This is a genomic window from Bacillus sp. ZY-1-1 (genome assembly GCF_003047165.1).
Taxonomy (GTDB): Bacteria; Bacillota; Bacilli; order Bacillales; family Bacillaceae; genus Bacillus; species Bacillus velezensis.
Genome location: NZ_CP027061.1, coordinates 1,795,520 through 1,811,926, shown reverse-complemented (window position 1 = coordinate 1,811,926; position 16,407 = coordinate 1,795,520). Strand labels below are relative to the sequence as shown.

The window sequence follows — 16,407 nt, the reverse complement described above, 5'->3', positions numbered from 1 at the left end:
ATACTTATACAAAGCAGGTGATATATTGAACAAAATAATCGGAATGACCGGATTAATTATCTCCTTACTTGCGCAAGGGTTTTCAGCAAGTGATTCATTGACTCATAAGATCGCCATGGCTTGTCTATTTTTGTTCTTATTGATTTATAATTTTAACCATACTAAGGAGTTCTCTAAAAAGTCTCTCGCTATTATAGGCGCTTCCTTTATTGTGCTGATGCTTGGAATTTATCAATTGCTCTTTTTTACTGAGGATTACTTTGAAAGGCACGGTTTGAAATTTGGGTTTATCCTCTTACTTGAAATTGTTTTAGTTATTGCATTAGTGACTGCTGCGCTGAGTTTAATTAAGCATATTGCAGACCGCTTAAGGAAAACACCTGATGGTAAAGAGCGTTGACTCTTTGCCTTTTTTTAGCTAACCATTTCTTTTTATGCCGTCTTTCTTGTACAAAATCAAACGCAATATCGACTTTTGCCGGCTCTGTTCTGTCAATGATGAATTGATTTCAGAATGATTCTTAATTCCTCATCATTCATTGGACTCCGCCTTAATGGACTCTTTTTCATTTTTCACCAGAATTTCTTGATCAATTACCTTTTTGACACTTTACAAAAAATCCAGTCGCATTTCTCTCTTTGATAAGAGCTCTACATTTCTAATAGCAAGATTGAATATTATTTGTTAATACACTCGGCCCCAACTTTTGCGTCTTAGAATTTGAAAGGCGTACTTGCACTTGAACATTTGTCATTTCAGCTGATATGGAATCAATCCTTCCAGCCCAATTAGGACTCTCTCCCTCGGGAGTCGGATATAGTTTAAATCGCCAACTGATCTCCCCTGTTTTGGAGGCAAATCCTTCATAACCGTCGTAGCTTCCATAAGAAGATGGCTGAGGAAGGTGGACAGCAAGAATACTCATATTCGTTCTCGCAGCACTTGGCGGGTATAACTGCACTTTATAGATTAGTGCCGCACCCTTCGCATTTTTCAATTTTTGATTCACCGGTTCGAGTACTGCACTACAAGGCATTGGACTTGCTTTCATTTGAGTTGGAGAGACAATAACAGCAGCCAATAAAGGTATAACCAAAATAAATCGTTTCATCTAAATTCCCTCACATTTTTTTGTTAATTTTCCTTACTCCCGCCTTGAATATTCATCACTTTTGAATGATTAGCTTCATTAAAAAAAAGGTGAAAAAGGCAGTACTGAAGCTACTAGCGCTGCCGGTAAAGATGGAAAATCAGCATATGAATTAGCCGTTCAACAAGGTTTCTCCGGAACATTAGATGAGTGGCTTGCCTCACTGAAAGCAACAGGAAATTGATCATATCCCCTTCTCGAACGAGGGGGCTTCTATCGCATTCCACACCAAATTGAGAAATTAAGAAAAAACACTCTTCCTAATATATTACATTATGATAAAATATTACATAATCAGTCGAAATACTAGGAGGGTGATTTTTTTGGAGCAATTGATCTCTTCTTCAAAGGTTGGCTTAAAAATCAATAAATGGTACAAATACATAAGATTATTCAGTGTTGCAGATGCAGAAATTCTAAAGGGTGAAGTTGAACAAGAAATAGAGCATATGGAAGAAGATCAAGATTTATTGTTGTACTATTCGCTCATGTGTTTTCGACATCAATTAATGCTTGATTATCTTGAACCAAAAACCATGAATGAAGAACGACCTAAAATTTCAGACTTATCAGAAGAGATCGAAAGTAAACAAAGCGATCTAAAAGGAATTCTTGAATATTATTTTAACTTTTTTCATGGGATGTATGAATTTGAACAGTACGAATATCTTAAAGCAATAAGTTTTTACAACCGAGCTGAAAAGAAGATATCTATTGTCCCCGATGAAATAGAGCGAGCTGAATTTCACTACAAAGTTGCTGAAGTGTACTATCACATGAAGCAAACCCACATGTCTATGCATCATATTGTTCAAGCAATAGAAACCTACAAAGCACACGAGACATACTCAATAAGAGTAATCCAATGTTCATTCGTCATCGGTCTGAATTATTTAGACATGGAGTATCCAGAAAAAGCAATACCGCATTTCATGAATGCATTAAAACAAGCACAAGAAATTGATATGCCGCGGTTAATAGGTTCTTCTTTGTACAATCTCGGTTTATGCTCATTTACAACAGGACATATGGAGAAGGCATTGGAGTATTTTAAAGAAGGCGTCTCAATTTATCAAAGTAATTCTCTTCACAATTCTAGCCGACTGCTTGACATACTTCTAATGTTGGCAAAAACGCACTTTAAATTATTCAACACGGTCGATGGAAAACAGGTTTGTGAACAAGGTCTTATGCTTTCAAAGGAGTTGAACGATGACGTATTAGGAAAAATGTTTGATTTTCTTATGGGTTTATTCGTTGAGAATGACAAAGAACGACTTTTTAAAATCTTAGATTACTTAGAATCAAAAGCTATGCTTTCAGATGTGGAAGACCTAGCGACTGATGCAGCAATGTATTATAATGTAAATGAAGACCATAAAGTAGCTACAGCCTTTTATGAGAAAGTGCTTTATGCCCGAAAACAAATTCAGAGAGGGGATTGTCTTTATGAAATTTAAATTTGCATCGGCTTTTATCTTTTTAGTTATTTTACTTGGGCTTGTTGGACATTATCTTCTTGACGGCCACAAAGTTTTTAAAGAAGCCCGAAGAGGCCACACAGCCAGTATCCATATCGCGCTTGATCACCATAATGACTTCTCAGCGGAACGCCGAGGGCAAACCGCATAAATGTTTTGGCACTCCCGCATAGGGGGTGTTTTTTTATGATCTGTGTTCACCTGTAAAGCTCTATGCAATGCTGTCCTTCATAGTAAAACAGGTAAGCCTATTCATAGCTGCAACCAAAAAAAGCACAAATAAATAGTATTGCTCCTCTAAACTTGTGTGGCAATCATACAAAAACACAAAAGGAACAGACCTAAACAGTAATGGAGAAGCACTTGTCACATCTGGATATTGACCGCTCATCAAAAACTGTCTGCTCCTAATCATTTACTTTGCAGATTTATTCTGCAAGTGTGTTTTTTTTATATAAAAGATAAGGAGCGTTATATGAAAAAGTCTTATGTTTTATATGGGATTTCAGGAGTTCTAATTGGTGCAATAGTTATATTGTTGATCAATGCATTCTTTATAAATAAAGGTGAACACTCTGTAAGTACTTCTAAAATAAATCCAACCGAGGATAAAATCTTTTTATGCTATTCACAATGCCACTCATCAGAAAAGCGTAACTCCAAGTATCCCACATCACAAAGGAGAAAAATTCTCAATAAACGATACTTTAAGGTACCGGATATACCATATACTCCCAGAAAAAAACCCCCTCTTCAGACGATATCGTCCTTGTTAGCTGAACATGAACCATATTTATTACACATTAAAAAACAACACTATTAAAGAACATAATTATCCAATCCCATTTGCTTTTTGGTATCAGGAGAAGATATTTCTGTAAAAGCTATAATGTCGACACCAATGGAATGAACTGAAAGTAAATGATAAAAAGTTCAATAAAAAATATAGCCTGACTTTGCCTACCCTCGTAACCATGGGAGGAAGCGATAATAGGTATATTTACGTCATTCAAGGAATGTCTATGTACGTCATTGATAGAAACACAGAAGGGATTATCAAACGGATCTCGGATTAGCCTCTCCTATGGAGATGTTATTTGGATCCTCCTGAACAATATGTTGTAGCGTATTCTTCAGAACATGAACTAACTGTAATCGAAAAAGGATCATGGAAATCAAAATTCATAAAATATCCTGATGATCTCGAACAAGCGGACGCTGTGTATTACGACAAAAAAAGCGGTAAATTTTACGTTACATATATTAATAAATCCGTATACGCCTGCTTACTTGAGTACGGTAAAGATTTTTCTTTTGAAAAATTCGATTTAAAATTTCCGTATATGAATGCAAAGTTTAAAGATCAAAAACTTTATGTAATTTCACAAGAGGAAAACAAAAAAGGGATTGGTGGATATATGGGGATTTTTGATATCCGTACTAAAAAGAAACTTAATGAATTTGATTTGCCTGAAGAAGAAACAAAAGTGCAGGACTTTATGGTTTTAGATTAAACATAAAGAATAAGTTGCAAAGCAAAAGCCCCTTCCTGAATAAGGGGCTTTAATTTTAAATTAAATAGATGTTTTATACGCGTTAATGGCTTGATTTCTCAAAAGCATATTATCTTTCGTAACCATTCCAAGATTGTATGCTTGTTTGATGATATCTAACACTTGATTATCAGTTTCAGTTACAGCTCGTCCCCCAGTTATTCTGGACTTCCAGTAATCAAACTGGTGATTTAACTCTGAACTGCTTTTAAGGTTTTTATTATCAACTACTTTGCCATTCTCCAGCGCTTCTTTGAATTCATTAAAACCAATTGAACATTGCGTATTCGAACTAATTCCTGCACCTTCTGTCGCTAAACTGCAAAACGCTAAAAATTTCGGATCTTTCGTGATATTGTAAGAGTTATTTAGACCTTCCATAACATTCATCCTCTCTCGAATTTTACAACGTTGCTATAAATGATTTTCATGTTTTTCCCAAGACCTTCAACTTGAATCTCATTTGAAGGAAGTTCGTTCATTGGAATTTCAATGTATTTGTCCCATCCTATCACAACTTTGTTTTGTCCAAGTATAGGGTCATATTTGTATATGTTCGCTTCACCTTTGTATAACAAATTTCTCCCATCCTTTGCTTTAATGACGGTCGAATTTGTATAGCCCATAAAGCGAACTTTAATATGCAGCTTGTCACCTTTCAAAACATTTGTTGCATTTGGCTTGCTGCTTGTAACAGGCTCCCATACAAAGTCGTTTCCATCCGATGTGACGGAAAGAATCTGAAGACTGTAAAGCGGTGTTGCTTCAATTGCTTTTGCTTTCGATGTGCTAATGGAAAACATCGTTGTAACAGCAAGAAGTGTAATTGTTACTAAACTAAGTACTTTTTTCAATCCCTTAACCTCCTTGGTATTATTTCACATGTTATTTATCGGTAATTCCAGCCGATTATTTAACTCAAATTCAAAAAAGAACCTGATTCTAACATGGTTCTTTTCGCATAGGTAACTGAATGGGTTTTTAACGACATATAAATGATTCCTGTACATTAAATATGCTCACTTAAGGGAATCTTGGAGTCTTGGAGTCTTGCTCACCCCCTATAGAAAGGGGGTGATGCTTATGTCAACATTTCAGGCATTAATGTGAATGCTTGCATTTGGGTCGTTTATAATCGCCCTGTTGACGTATATAAATAAAAAATAGACCTCCCTTGAGCCTGAAAACCTGAAGGGTTAGATCTATCATGAATAACATAACATCTGAGCAAGCCCTTTGATGGGGTGCGACCAACACCATGCTCTTTTTATTTTATGCATTTCTTGTTAAAGAAATACACTATAACCAGTCTGTATTTTACAGATTGATTATAACAGATTAAATGAAACCATTGGAATGGTTTGCAAAACTTTTGTTTATTGGATAAAATCATTATTGTATTTGGAACCGATAAGCATCTTTAATGTATCAATGCGCTTTATTACTTTCCAAATACTTCTCATGTTGTCTTTCTAAAACCTTAATATCCTTTTTAATGATCTCAACTTTATATTCTTCTTTAACTTCCTTAGATAAGTTATCGTTTAGATAGCGTCGTAATTCTTCTTCATTTTTTGTTTTATCCATACCAATTGATATGACTGGGTCTGTTTCTCCAATTCCAAGGCTAAATAAGCCAAATTCATCCCATGCACTTTCTAATACTTCCTCAGTGGATTTTTGATTTTTAAAAGAATGTGTAACTGCGCCATACATGAACACAGAAAAACAAACAATGATCAAGACCCCAATTAATTTCTTTTTCATTGTCTCCTCCTTTCATTTCAAGAATACCATAAAATACAATACATGGAAAAATAATTCCTCAGCCAACAGTATCCTAGTTCATTACGGGTTGGTTTTGAGAGGATAAATGCTAATCCGTATCTTAATAACGATCTAATTAGATTAGCTTAAGTTACCGTCTATCATCGTTTGTGAAAGTAACCTCCCACACATTCACCATAATTCTCGGGAATTTTATTTTAATACTTTAAGGAGTTTTACATATTCATCTTCACCAAGAAATAATACGGTTGTAAAGCCCTTTTTTTCATATAGATGTCTTGCGTTTAAGTTATCTGTATCTACACCGAGTGTTATTTCCTCAAATCCAAGTTGTTTAGCATAATCAATCAAATAATCAACAATAATACCGCCTATCCCGCAATTTCAATATCCTTCTTTAACAATCATACGAGATAGATAAATGCGTTTATCCGGAATGGTATAATCTGGGTCATTGTTTTGAAAAACTAACGATCCTTCTCCTATAAACTCGTCATTCACTGAGTAAATAAAAGTAATTCTGTTTCCGCTTACTAATTCGTCATAAAACACCTTAGCCATTTTCTTTTTCTTTTCCATGTCCCAAATATTATTACACTTATGGTATTCTTCGGGTTTTAATTTCTTTACTTGGTACGAATCCATAACCTCTCTCCCTTTTTATAATTAGTTTCTATCGAAAATAAAAAAGCTCTCTTTCTGAGAGCTTAACTTTGCAATACTTTTCCTAACAATAAAAGCTAATTGTCCTTACAATTTTGCAAAGTCATTGTCTAAAACCTCAATTTCCACATCACTGTCATTATCATCAGTTTCAATTGGTTCATCTACTAAACTTAGAATAAACTCTTCAAAAGAGTTGGCAATAAGGAAAAAGTCTTTATCGGGGTGACTTAATTCATGATCCCAAAACAATATCTTTTCATTATCGATATCCATGGATATTTCATTCCCACCTGCCGAGCTTGCTATAGGAATAATGTTCCTAGGAAAGCGATCAGAATAAGTATTGATTGCTTCTTGGAGACTGTTATGATCGTTAGCTAAACCATAGAAGCTCTCTATTAATTGTGTATCATCTTCCTGACCCATCCAAGGATCTTTCTCTATAGGTTTGTAGCAAACGTCATACTCAATCTCATCTGTTGTTTTTTTACTTTCTAAATAACAGCCTCCATATCCCTTCAAAAAATCCTTATAGTCGGAAGGCAATTGATTACCTATATTTCTTTCAATTTCTTTGAGCTGCTCGTTTGTATTAATGCTAGGATCTGTGCCAGCATTAATCGTAAACTCTTTCAACTTTTGTTTGATCTTAGTGAAGCTCATTTTAATACTCCTTCATATGCTATGGAAAAACAGATATAGACATTCTTTTTAGTTTTAATCGTCCCAGTCCTCATCATCGATCCAGTCGTCTTTCGATTCTTCAAGCTCTTCTATTAAAAACTCTTGGAATGTCCTAGCAACTTGTTTACCATATCCCTCTTGGTTATCCCAAAGAATGACTGGGCATTCTCCATCTATCATCTTGTTAGTGTCAAGACAATAAGAAAATTCATCTACATATTCGATCACTACAAGACCATCGGAAAGGTTATAATATTTTTTATATTCATTGGTCTGCTCGACAACTTCAGCGCCGTGAGAGTCATATCCGAGAATCATTGTTCCGTATGCTCCCCCTGAACCATACTCAGTTAAAAACCATTTATAGCTGTCTGGAAGAGTTACATTGAGCTCCTCTTCTATTTCTCTAATCTGATCTTCAGTGACTCCCCCCGTGAGAATTGAATTTTCTTTATTTTCATCAAAGAAAGTTTTTATTTTCGAATAATCCATTAAACTTTCACCTCTTATTCTTGATTCTCAAATTGCTGAGCTCTCCATCTCCAATACCTTCTTCTGAAACTTTTATATTGTTTATCAAGCACAGGATCATTTCTAAAACTCTGTCCATTCCCTTTTAATCCATGCAAAACATCACTGTACTTATTATGCCAGCTTTCAGGTATCTCCAGCATAGTACCAGGCTCTTCTTGAATTAAGTGATGTAAATTTATTTGCGTGCCATCTTTAGCAAACGGAGCATTACCATTTTTCATCAGTTGAAGATTCGTAAAGCCTTTACGATTTTTTTGATTAAGGTCAATATCTTTTATTGTGTATACTCTACGGCTTACATCTCTAGGCTCTCCTTTAACTTTTACCTTGCCGTCTATTTCATAGGCCTCATACTTCTCTTTATTTAACCAAGGGACATTTACTTTCTGACCAGTAAATGGCTTTCTGCTTTCATCCAATTTCTTTGCACTGGACAAAAGTCCATTTTTAAGGTTTTGGCTGTTAACCACATTGTATGGTACGTTATCAGCCAGAGCAAGATCATACTTAGTGTTATAAGGAAGCAAATCTGAAATCTTAATGTCCTTAATTTTCTGACCTGCCTGTCCTGCCTTGTTTATGACCTTCCCCGCCGCATCAGCTTTGTTAACGGCTCCTGCGCCTTTTGTTCCGACGACAGCCACAGCCACTGAACCGACCGCATATGTCACCCATCTTGATCTGGAGTAAGCATCCCCGTTCACCATATCTTTTTGATACGATTCCTCAATAGCTGTTGAAATGGCATTATACGTGTTAATTGGATGGGCAACTGCCCCTATGATACCTTCAACAACTTCATCAGGCTTACTGATCAGCTGCCATAAACCGGTTACCGTGTCTTTCCCGACACCATAAAGGCCGACGCCGGCTCCTTTTAAAATATCCCAAGTCACTTCTCCGGCTTCTTCCAGCTGTTTTGCTTGTTCAAGCTGGATCACATATTGCTGTTGGGAAAGTTCAAGGTTCGCGTACCCGATCTTCCTCGCAATCTCCAAGTATTCATCAGGATCAGTTACTCCATCAGCGAGCTTTTTCTTCAGATCCTTGATTTCTCGCTCTTTCGCTTCTTCCTTCTTAAACGTTAAATATGTGTCTGAGTGTCTTGCAATCTCGCCTTTTTTCTTATGTATGTCACTTTCTCTGTACGCCTTGGCGTTATAGTGAAGTGGTGTTGCATTTTTCCCTTTACCTGTAGCATTTTGGAGCTGCTGAAAGTCAGCCTGAATGAAATGTTCATTTGCCTCGGTTTCTGCGTATTCTTTCGTTAGATCATGATCAAGCTTGCCGAGCTTATGTACAGTATCGTCCCGTTTTTTGTCTGCTGATTCCAGCTTTTGATCGACATCTTCTGTAGAGAAAACATCAAGATGAATGATATCGCTGATTTCATCAAGGATACCTTTCATTTCATTCTGCTGCTCCTGCATGATGGCTTGTGATTTATTCTTCGCATGAATCAACTCATGTTCTAAAAACGATTCTTCCACAAACGAATCGGCTAGTCCCGCATCAGTTACTTTTCCTGAGATACTGTTAAGAAAAGCAATCTTCATATCGATCAGATCAAGCCAGCTGTCTGTAACACCTGCGTGATCTTGAAAGAATGCCTTGATGTTATCAGCACCTTTGCCCGAAAACTCATTGTCATCTAAATCAGCCATTCCCTGAAACGCTTTTCTGAGATTGATAAATTGTTCTCTAATCTGATCGTATTCTTTTGCCCGTTTCTCCGCTGCTGAAATGAACGAGGATGCTTCAAATACTTTCATATCTGGATCCTTTCCACTGATCTTATCTAAACTTTCTATTTTGAAACATATTTATAATACTCTTGAATATTTGGATTCACTTCCCAGTATTTAGTTCCGTTTGATGACACCAACATGTCAAACCATATCTCAAAGTTAGAGTCTAAATATATCGCATCTTCAATATTATCAATTGAATCCAGATACAACATATATCCTAATCCCTTATTTGATTTGTTTGTGTCAACAACATACCTGCCATCATAGTGGTATCCAATTAGGACATAGCCTTTAGGGAAGTCTTGAACTTCATTAAATTCAATTATCCCTTCTGTGCTAAGAAGCTCAATACCATTAAACATTTCCAATCCATTGTGATTGAATAGGAACTCTTTATAATCATTAGGCAAAGTTACCCCTAACATCTTTTCTAAACTATTAATTTCTTGAGGACTGGCCGGATCTCTGAATTGAAAAGCAGCGTCTTCCATGACATGCCCCCCATGTTGGAACATAGGAAAAGTTCCGTATTTAGAAACAGCATCCTTTATTCCATTAAGAGTCATGTGAATTAACTTCCCTTCTTCCATATAAATTCCCTCCTCTAATGTTTAGACCACTAAATTTTACCTCAAAACTGTATTTGAGTGTCTTAAAATGCCAAAATGTAATTTACAATCTTTGGTTTTATATTTATAATTAGGAAGGTTTGTCCGATATAGAGACAGAACAACAAATTTGGGGGAATTACATTGAAGAAATGGTTATTAGGTATTTGCGCATTATCTTTAAGCTTTTCTTTGGCCGCGTGCGGGTCTGATTCTGATTCTTCAGATAAAATAGATTTAGACAAAGCTAAAACAACGCAGCAAGAAGAAAAGGATGTAAAAGAGACAAAGGCAGACACTCAATCAAATGACAAAAGTACTAATGACAACAATGAAAAAGCCGAAAATGCTTCAAAGAAGGATTCGGTGGATAAAAAGGCGTCTGACAAGAAGAAAAAGCTGGTCGATGTAACACTTAACAGAACAGTTGATGGGAATACGATTAAAGTAAACTATAAAGGCGAAGTCAAAATGGTTCGTTATTTACTTGTTGACACGCCTAAAACTAAGAAGCCAAACTCTTGCGTACAACCATATGGTGAGGATGCTTCAGCAAGAAACAAACAGCTGGTTAACAAGGGAAAACTTCAACTGGAGTTTGATAAAGGCGATCGTACAGACAAGTATGGCAGAATGCTGGCTTACGTTTATGCAGATGGCAAATCAGTACAAGAAACACTGCTTAAAGAAGGATTAGCACGAGTAGCTTATGTATATGAGCCAAACACGAAGTATTTAGACACGTATAAGAAAGATGAGCAAGCTGCGAAAGATAAAGACTTGAAGATTTGGAGTAAGAATGGGTATGTGACTGATAAAGGATTTAATGGCTGCGCAACGAAACCGAAGAAATCAGTAAGTGTATCTAAGCCGGATCAAAAGTCAGTTACAACACACCAATCCGAGACACATAAATCGAACCCTAGCAATTCAAATTCAAGCAGTTCAGCATCAAGCAGCTCTTCTAACTCTGCACAAGCCTCCCCTTCTGCTGGAGGAACAGAACACTTTGCAAACTGCACAGAGCTGAGAAAGAAATACCCGCATGGCGTACCAAGCACTCACCCTGCTTATACATCTAAAATGGATCGGGATAATGACAACTTTGCATGTGAGAAGAATTAATTAATTTGAAGTCCTCTGAGGCTTCTTTTTTATTTGGTACATTCAATCTAAACAAAAAACCACAGAGCGTGTGAGGGACTCTGTGGCCTATAGTGGCTGATTAAACCCCTATGATACATCAATTAGGATTTTATCAAAACTTTTCTTTTAAAGATAACATCATCTCTGTCTCAAATAATGCCTGCAGCAGCTCATCTATATTAATTTCTTTCTGCTTGTAATTATTCTTTTCATAAGTACGAATAATTTCTTCATATTCTGATCGATTATCTCCTTTAATGGAGCTAATTCCAAGCTCTTCACCGTATCGGTTAATGAATAGTTGTTTATTCATTTCTTTCGCTTTATCATTTTCATAATTACAAAATGCACCTGACAACTGGACGAGAAAAGTTTCGTCTTCAGAATTTAGGTTATTTTCGTTACACCAGTCTACAAAACGATTTCCAGTCATGTTATCACCTTTAATTTTAGTATTTAAAGAACAAGATAATCTGCAGCAAGGATGATATATTCTACTGCCATGCCAATTGTTTCAGCAACTCCTGCGCCAACTGCACCTTTAATAGCTGGTGGAATTTATTTTCTTGCCATAGCAGCAACCTCTTTAGGAGCTCCGGTTATATCTTCGAGAACCTTACAAATTTTGTTTGTGTTTTTAATAATCTTGTTTACCGTGGACTTTCCGAACATTGTACCTAAAATGTCTTTTGCCCAAGCATTATTCGCTAGTCCTCTAATAACCTTAATCGCTTCTTTAGCTGCGGCGCTTTTAGCTCCCATAGTACTCATTTGATCTTGTGAGTTACCATTTTCGAGACCTTTTAATTCATCAGCAGCATTTAAAATGCCTTTCTCTTTAACTGGTGGGGCTGAGTATTCTTTAGCTAGTTTTTGAAGCTCGGTAGGATTATAAGTAAATTGCACGTCCTGTTTAGAAACACTCGCTTTTTGCACTTCTGAGGCCGAAGCTCCAGCAGTAGGGATGGCTATAACGGCTGCAAGCAACATCAAAAGAATTTTAGCAAATAGACTTTTCAATTTGAACTCTCCTTTATCCCTAATTTTATTGTTCAACACATTGACCACAATACCATAAAACACCAATATTTTTTCCTGTTTTTATTATATTCGTTTAAAAAAGGTAAGGCATTCCTGCATTTGAAACTGTTCAGAAATCACTACGGTGATCATATATTCATTCACAATTTAAGATATGTTTACTGCACAAAAAAGACTGTTCTCAAAAACAGTCTTAGATGTTTTGAGAATTAACGTATCCGTTAATTTCTTTAATTCTTATTCTGATTTTTAACGCCAAGTGCCCAATTCCTTGATCCTTAAAAACTTGACGGATGTAGGGAGGCGAATAATTATATTTCCGGCCAATTTCTTTGTCTTTTGCTCTCCTCCTCTTTGACAATTCAGAGTAAGAAAGCTTGCCACTTTTTTTGCCTTAAATAGATTCAGAATACCCCAGTCTGAGATATTAAGTTCCTTTGATATTTCCCCCACCGTTTTAAGTTCTTTGTTTATGGATAAAACCATTATTTTATTTAGTGTTCAAGTTATAGTTGCTCATAAGCGCTTTCATATAAGGATTAAATGAACAAAATAAAAACCCTGTTAAATACAGTCGGCGTTTGAATAGATCAATATTCAAACAATACAATATTTACAATTTATTAGTTATTTTCGTATTCAATGTCAGACAGAATATTGTACGAATACTTCTGTTTTTACAGTAAATACAATAAAGAGGAGGTGCTGATTTTTTGGAGTTAAAAAACATCGTTCATTCTTACAACATTACAAATATTTTGGGTTATCTCAGACGCTCTCGTCAGGATATGGAGCGGGAAAAAAGAACAGGCGAAGATACGCTAACAGAACAAAATGAACTCATGAATAAAATACTGAAGTCGATTGAAATCCCCTATGAATTAAAAATGGAAATCGGATCTGGAGAAAGCATTGAGGGTCGCCCTGTTTTTAAAGAATGTCTTAAAGACCTCGAGGAAGGCAAGTACCAGGCAATTGCTGTTAAAGAAATAACAAGACTCAGCCGCGGGAGCTACAGTGATGCGGGACAAATTGTTAACCTTCTTCAAAGTAAGCGATTGATTATCATTACACCATATAAAGTTTATGACCCTCGAAATCCTGCAGACATGCGTCAGATTCGTTTTGAATTGTTTATGGCCAGAGAAGAATTTGAAATGACCAGAGAGCGTATGACAGGCGCTAAATACACATATGCGGCACAAGGGAAATGGATTTCAGGACTAGCGCCTTATGGATACCGGTTAAACAAAAAAACATCCAAACTAGTCCCAGTCGAAGAAAAAGCAAAAGTCGTTCAATTCATCTTTAACATCTTTTTAAATGGGTTGAATGGAAAAGAAGTTAGTTATACAGCGATTGCTTCTCACTTAACAAAATTACAAATACCGACTCCATCAGGAAAAAAGCGCTGGAATCAATACACAATTAAAGCAATTCTGCAAAACGAAGCGTATATCGGAACTGTTAAATATAAGGTTAGGGAAAGAACAAAAGACGGCAAACGAACAATTAGACCTGAAAAGGAACAAATTGTAGTATCGGATGCACATGCCCCTATAATAGATCAAGAACAATTTCAACAATCACAAGAGAAAATTGCAAACAAAATCCCCCTGCTGCCTAATAAAAACGCATTGGAATTAAGTGAATTGGCAGGCGTATGCACTTGTTCTAAGTGCGGTGAACCATTATCTAAATACGAAACTAGACGAACGCGAGAAAACAAAAACGGCACGGAAAGTGTGTATCACGTTAAATCACTTACTTGCAAAAAGAATAAATGCACTTATGTGAGATATAACGATGTTGAAAATGCCATTCTGGATTACCTCTCTTCTTTAAGCAACTTAGATAATAAGACTTTAACAAAACATATCATATCAATGATTTCTAAATACGAAGACGTAAATAGTAATGTGAAAACAAAGAAGCAAATGTCTGAACATCTTTCACAAAAAGAACAAGAGTTAAAAAACAAAGAGAATTTTATCTTCGAGAAATATGAAAGCGGCATTTACACTGATGAACTTTTTTTGAAAAGAAAAGCTGTTTTAGATGAAGAATTTAAAGAGCTCCAGATTGCCAAGCATGAACTCAATGGAACTCAAGAAGCGCAATCAGAAATAGACAGTAATACAGTCAGAAACAACATAAATAAGATAATTGATCAATATCACATTGAAACAAGCACAGAAAAAAAGAACTCGCTATTAAGAATGGTCTTCAAAGAAGTTATCGTTACGATGACACAAAAAAGAAAAGGGCCAATTCCGGCTCAGTTTGAAATCACCCCTATCCTGAGGTTTAATTTTTCGCTTTCGATCTCACCGCCACTGATAGTTCCTCAAAATGCAGTAAATGTCTTAAAAAACCGATAAAGCCGTTTCCCCGGTAAACACAATGGGAGCTACGAAGCTGTTGTCCGAGAAGCTGTTTCATCAGGCGAATCATCATGTTCAAAACCGCGGTACGGTGTTTTGTTCGGTCCGCTTCGGCAATGTGCTCGGTTCACGCGGTTCCGTTATTCCTATTTTATTTGAGCAGTTGATGGCAGGCGGTCCGCTCACCATTACGGATAAAAACATGACGAGGTTTTTTATGTCGATCGATGACGCCGCAACGCTCACCCTGCAATCTGCGGCGATTACAAAGGGCGGAGAAACGTTTATTTTTAAAATGGAGTCCCTGAGGCTTGAAGAACTGCTTCACGGGTTTGAAGAATATGCGTTCCGGCACGGACTGCCGCAGCCAGCCGCTGTTGAAGTGGGAAAACGCCCCGGTGAGAAGCTTCATGAAGAACTGACCTCTCCTCATGAGACGGAATCTTTATATGAATGGGGCAATCTTTACGCGATATTGCCGGATCCCGCCAAACATCCGGAATTTCGGAAGGTCAATCTCCCCAGATATCAATCGGATCAGGCGCCGCTCATCACAAAAGAAACAATCGTAAAGATTATTGAACGATTACATGAAGAAAAAAAAACATAGAAAAAAGGCCTGTCTGATAGGCAGGCCTCATTGCTGAGCTCTATTTTTCAAATAAATGCAGGCAGGCTTCATAGCCCTCTTCCTTCAGCTTGTCTTTCGGAATAAACCGGAGTGCCGCAGAGTTAATGCAATAACGGAGACCGCTTGGCCCCGGGCCGTCATTAAATACGTGGCCTAAGTGGGAGTCCGCTATTTTGCTTCTCACTTCCGTCCGGATCATCCCGTGGCTTGTGTCCAGTTTTTCGTCAACCTCTTCTTCCTCAATCGGTTTTGTAAAACTGGGCCAGCCGCAATGAGAATCGAATTTATCCAGAGATGTAAACAAGGGCTTTCCTGATACGATATCAACATACAGCCCCTCTTCTTTGTGATCCCAGAATTCATTTTGAAACGGCGGCTCCGTTCCGTTGTTTTGCGTGACTTCATATTGCATGCGGTTTAATGATTTGATTTTTTCTTCTTTATTAAAAGCCATCTTATCTGTCCCTCCAATGCTCATCCAGAAAGCCTTGACGTCCGGAACCTACACGGTAGCGCCCGTAGTGATCAGGATTTTTCTTATAAAAGTGCTGATGATAGCCTTCCGCTTCATAAAAAGGCTCAGCCTTTAAAATGTCTGTGACGATCGGCTTTTTAAATATGCCGCTTTCTTCAAGCTGTTTTTTTGAGGCTTCAGCGATTTGTTTTTGTTCATCATTATGGTAATATATCGCCGCCCGATATGAACTTCCGCGGTCTGCAAACTGGCCGCCTGCATCAGTCGGGTCGATCTGCTGCCAAAACAGCTCGACAAGCTTTTCATACGGATAAATGTCAGGTTGAAATGTGATTTGAACGGCTTCTCTGTGTCCGGTCGTTTCACTGCACACTTCTTCATAAGTCGGATTCTCAGTATGACCTCCTGTATAGCCGGACACCACCTTTTCAATCCCGGGCTGTTCGTCAAACGGCTTCACCATGCACCAAAAACAGCCGCCTGCAAATGTGGCGATTTCTTTTTTTTCTGACAT

19 protein-coding genes and 3 pseudogenes are annotated in these 16,407 nt (G+C 37.1%); 8 read left to right on the top strand and 14 right to left on the bottom strand.

Annotated elements, in window-relative coordinates; all coding sequences use genetic code 11:
* Positions 1–25 precede the first annotated feature (25 nt).
* Positions 26–400, top strand: coding sequence for a YoqO family protein (locus tag C5I45_RS09405; protein ID WP_107994343.1), 375 nt, complete (start codon positions 26–28; stop codon positions 398–400).
* Positions 401–659: 259 nt separating this feature from the next.
* Here the strand turns inward: C5I45_RS09405 and C5I45_RS09400 are convergent, their stop codons facing one another.
* The gene (locus C5I45_RS09400) at positions 660–1,112 is read right to left on the bottom strand and encodes a YoqH family protein (RefSeq protein ID WP_088005415.1); all 453 of its coding nucleotides are present in this window, start codon (positions 1,110–1,112) and stop codon (positions 660–662) included.
* Positions 1,113–1,474: 362 nt separating this feature from the next.
* On the opposite strand from C5I45_RS09400, the gene C5I45_RS09395 reads away from it, so the two are divergent.
* The 3 genes from C5I45_RS09395 to C5I45_RS20225 all read left to right on the top strand — a co-directional run bounded on the left by C5I45_RS09395 (position 1,475) and on the right by C5I45_RS20225 (position 4,146).
* Positions 1,475–2,611 carry a Rap family tetratricopeptide repeat protein gene (locus C5I45_RS09395; RefSeq protein ID WP_057080784.1) on the top strand — a complete coding sequence of 379 codons (1,137 nt, stop codon included), beginning with the start codon at positions 1,475–1,477 and terminating at the stop codon, positions 2,609–2,611.
* Entirely contained in the window at positions 2,601–2,783 is a 183-nt protein-coding gene (locus tag C5I45_RS09390; protein ID WP_003153655.1) for a hypothetical protein, read from the top strand. The genes C5I45_RS09395 and C5I45_RS09390 overlap by 11 nt, the downstream gene beginning before the upstream one ends.
* 946 nt (positions 2,784–3,729) lie before the next feature.
* Positions 3,730–4,146 (top strand): hypothetical protein, encoded by a 417-nt coding sequence (locus C5I45_RS20225; protein ID WP_442752074.1) that lies wholly within the window; start codon positions 3,730–3,732, stop codon positions 4,144–4,146.
* 60 nt (positions 4,147–4,206) lie between these two features.
* On the opposite strand, the gene C5I45_RS09380 is transcribed toward C5I45_RS20225, so the two are convergent.
* Together C5I45_RS09380 and C5I45_RS09375 are read right to left on the bottom strand one after the other, a co-directional pair.
* Positions 4,207–4,566 (bottom strand): hypothetical protein, encoded by a 360-nt coding sequence (locus tag C5I45_RS09380; protein ID WP_014305240.1) that lies wholly within the window; start codon positions 4,564–4,566, stop codon positions 4,207–4,209.
* Between the two features lie 5 nt (positions 4,567–4,571).
* Positions 4,572–5,039 (bottom strand): DUF4879 domain-containing protein, encoded by a 468-nt coding sequence (locus C5I45_RS09375; RefSeq protein WP_024085506.1) that lies wholly within the window; start codon positions 5,037–5,039, stop codon positions 4,572–4,574.
* A 256-nt stretch (positions 5,040–5,295) separates the two neighbouring features.
* Here C5I45_RS09375 and C5I45_RS20220 point away from each other — a divergent pair.
* Positions 5,296–5,363 (top strand): annotated as a pseudogene (locus tag C5I45_RS20220) (putative holin-like toxin).
* Positions 5,364–5,613: 250 nt separating this feature from the next.
* On the opposite strand, the gene C5I45_RS09370 reads toward C5I45_RS20220, so the two are convergent.
* From C5I45_RS09370 to C5I45_RS09345, 7 genes are all read right to left on the bottom strand, one after another.
* Positions 5,614–5,952, bottom strand: a complete 339-nt coding sequence (locus C5I45_RS09370) for a YolC/YozM family protein (RefSeq protein ID WP_014305242.1) — start codon at positions 5,950–5,952, stop codon at positions 5,614–5,616.
* Positions 5,953–6,165: 213 nt separating this feature from the next.
* Positions 6,166–6,348, bottom strand: coding sequence for a GNAT family N-acetyltransferase (locus tag C5I45_RS19900; protein ID WP_223203798.1), 183 nt, complete (start codon positions 6,346–6,348; stop codon positions 6,166–6,168).
* Between the two features lie 9 nt (positions 6,349–6,357).
* Complete coding sequence (locus tag C5I45_RS19895; RefSeq protein ID WP_223151887.1) at positions 6,358–6,618, bottom strand: GNAT family N-acetyltransferase; 261 nt, start codon at positions 6,616–6,618, stop codon at positions 6,358–6,360.
* 105 nt (positions 6,619–6,723) lie between these two features.
* Positions 6,724–7,302, bottom strand: coding sequence for an SMI1/KNR4 family protein (locus C5I45_RS09360; protein WP_024085507.1), 579 nt, complete (start codon positions 7,300–7,302; stop codon positions 6,724–6,726).
* Between the two features lie 54 nt (positions 7,303–7,356).
* On the bottom strand, positions 7,357–7,815 hold the full coding sequence (locus C5I45_RS09355; protein WP_024085508.1) for an SMI1/KNR4 family protein: 459 nt from the start codon (positions 7,813–7,815) through the stop codon (positions 7,357–7,359).
* Between the two features lie 14 nt (positions 7,816–7,829).
* On the bottom strand, positions 7,830–9,629 hold the full coding sequence (locus C5I45_RS09350; protein WP_107994342.1) for a T7SS effector LXG polymorphic toxin: 1,800 nt from the start codon (positions 9,627–9,629) through the stop codon (positions 7,830–7,832).
* 35 nt (positions 9,630–9,664) lie between these two features.
* On the bottom strand, positions 9,665–10,099 hold the full coding sequence (locus C5I45_RS09345) for an SMI1/KNR4 family protein (RefSeq protein ID WP_095324154.1): 435 nt from the start codon (positions 10,097–10,099) through the stop codon (positions 9,665–9,667).
* A gap of 261 nt (positions 10,100–10,360) precedes the next feature.
* Between C5I45_RS09345 and C5I45_RS09340 the strand changes: the two genes are divergently transcribed.
* Positions 10,361–11,341, top strand: a complete 981-nt coding sequence (locus C5I45_RS09340) for a thermonuclease family protein (protein ID WP_025852496.1) — start codon at positions 10,361–10,363, stop codon at positions 11,339–11,341.
* A 133-nt stretch (positions 11,342–11,474) separates the two neighbouring features.
* Here C5I45_RS09340 and C5I45_RS09335 read toward each other — a convergent pair whose 3' ends face one another.
* Together C5I45_RS09335 and C5I45_RS09330 are read right to left on the bottom strand one after the other, a co-directional pair.
* On the bottom strand, positions 11,475–11,795 hold the full coding sequence (locus tag C5I45_RS09335; RefSeq protein WP_025852498.1) for a hypothetical protein: 321 nt from the start codon (positions 11,793–11,795) through the stop codon (positions 11,475–11,477).
* Between the two features lie 125 nt (positions 11,796–11,920).
* Complete coding sequence (locus C5I45_RS09330) at positions 11,921–12,382, bottom strand: hypothetical protein (RefSeq protein WP_128969817.1); 462 nt, start codon at positions 12,380–12,382, stop codon at positions 11,921–11,923.
* Between the two features lie 734 nt (positions 12,383–13,116).
* On the opposite strand from C5I45_RS09330, the pseudogene C5I45_RS09320 reads away from it, so the two are divergent.
* A pseudogene (locus tag C5I45_RS09320) lies at positions 13,117–14,801 on the top strand (recombinase family protein).
* Positions 14,777–15,397 (top strand): annotated as a pseudogene (locus tag C5I45_RS09315) (polysaccharide biosynthesis protein); the annotation flags it as partial. The pseudogenes C5I45_RS09320 and C5I45_RS09315, both read left to right, overlap by 25 nt.
* Positions 15,398–15,437: 40 nt before the next feature.
* Here C5I45_RS09315 and msrB read toward each other — a convergent pair.
* Entirely contained in the window at positions 15,438–15,872 is a 435-nt protein-coding gene (gene msrB / locus C5I45_RS09310; protein WP_107994341.1) for a peptide-methionine (R)-S-oxide reductase MsrB, read from the bottom strand.
* Position 15,873: 1 nt separating this feature from the next.
* Positions 15,874–16,407 (bottom strand): peptide-methionine (S)-S-oxide reductase MsrA, encoded by a 534-nt coding sequence (gene msrA, locus C5I45_RS09305; RefSeq protein WP_003153641.1) that lies wholly within the window; start codon positions 16,405–16,407, stop codon positions 15,874–15,876.

Excerpts from the sequence above, each read along its gene's own strand:
- C5I45_RS09370 (WP_014305242.1), bottom strand. The coding sequence starts at position 5,952 with ATGAAAAAGAAATTAATTGGGGTCTTGATCATTGTTTGTTTTTCTGTG.
- C5I45_RS09350 (WP_107994342.1), bottom strand. The coding sequence starts at position 9,629 with ATGAAAGTATTTGAAGCATCCTCGTTCATTTCAGCAGCGGAGAAACGG.
- C5I45_RS09355 (WP_024085508.1), bottom strand. The coding sequence starts at position 7,815 with ATGGATTATTCGAAAATAAAAACTTTCTTTGATGAAAATAAAGAAAAT.
- C5I45_RS09360 (WP_024085507.1), bottom strand. The coding sequence starts at position 7,302 with ATGAGCTTCACTAAGATCAAACAAAAGTTGAAAGAGTTTACGATTAAT.
- C5I45_RS09390 (WP_003153655.1), top strand. The coding sequence starts at position 2,601 with ATGAAATTTAAATTTGCATCGGCTTTTATCTTTTTAGTTATTTTACTT.
- C5I45_RS09380 (WP_014305240.1), bottom strand. The coding sequence starts at position 4,566 with ATGGAAGGTCTAAATAACTCTTACAATATCACGAAAGATCCGAAATTT.
- C5I45_RS09345 (WP_095324154.1), bottom strand. The coding sequence starts at position 10,099 with ATGGAAGACGCTGCTTTTCAATTCAGAGATCCGGCCAGTCCTCAAGAA.
- msrA (WP_003153641.1), bottom strand. The coding sequence starts at position 16,407 with ATGTCAGAAAAAAAAGAAATCGCCACATTTGCAGGCGGCTGTTTTTGG.
- C5I45_RS09400 (WP_088005415.1), bottom strand. The coding sequence starts at position 1,112 with ATGAAACGATTTATTTTGGTTATACCTTTATTGGCTGCTGTTATTGTC.
- C5I45_RS09335 (WP_025852498.1), bottom strand. The coding sequence starts at position 11,795 with ATGACTGGAAATCGTTTTGTAGACTGGTGTAACGAAAATAACCTAAAT.
- C5I45_RS19895 (WP_223151887.1), bottom strand. The coding sequence starts at position 6,618 with ATGGATTCGTACCAAGTAAAGAAATTAAAACCCGAAGAATACCATAAG.
- msrB (WP_107994341.1), bottom strand. The coding sequence starts at position 15,872 with ATGGCTTTTAATAAAGAAGAAAAAATCAAATCATTAAACCGCATGCAA.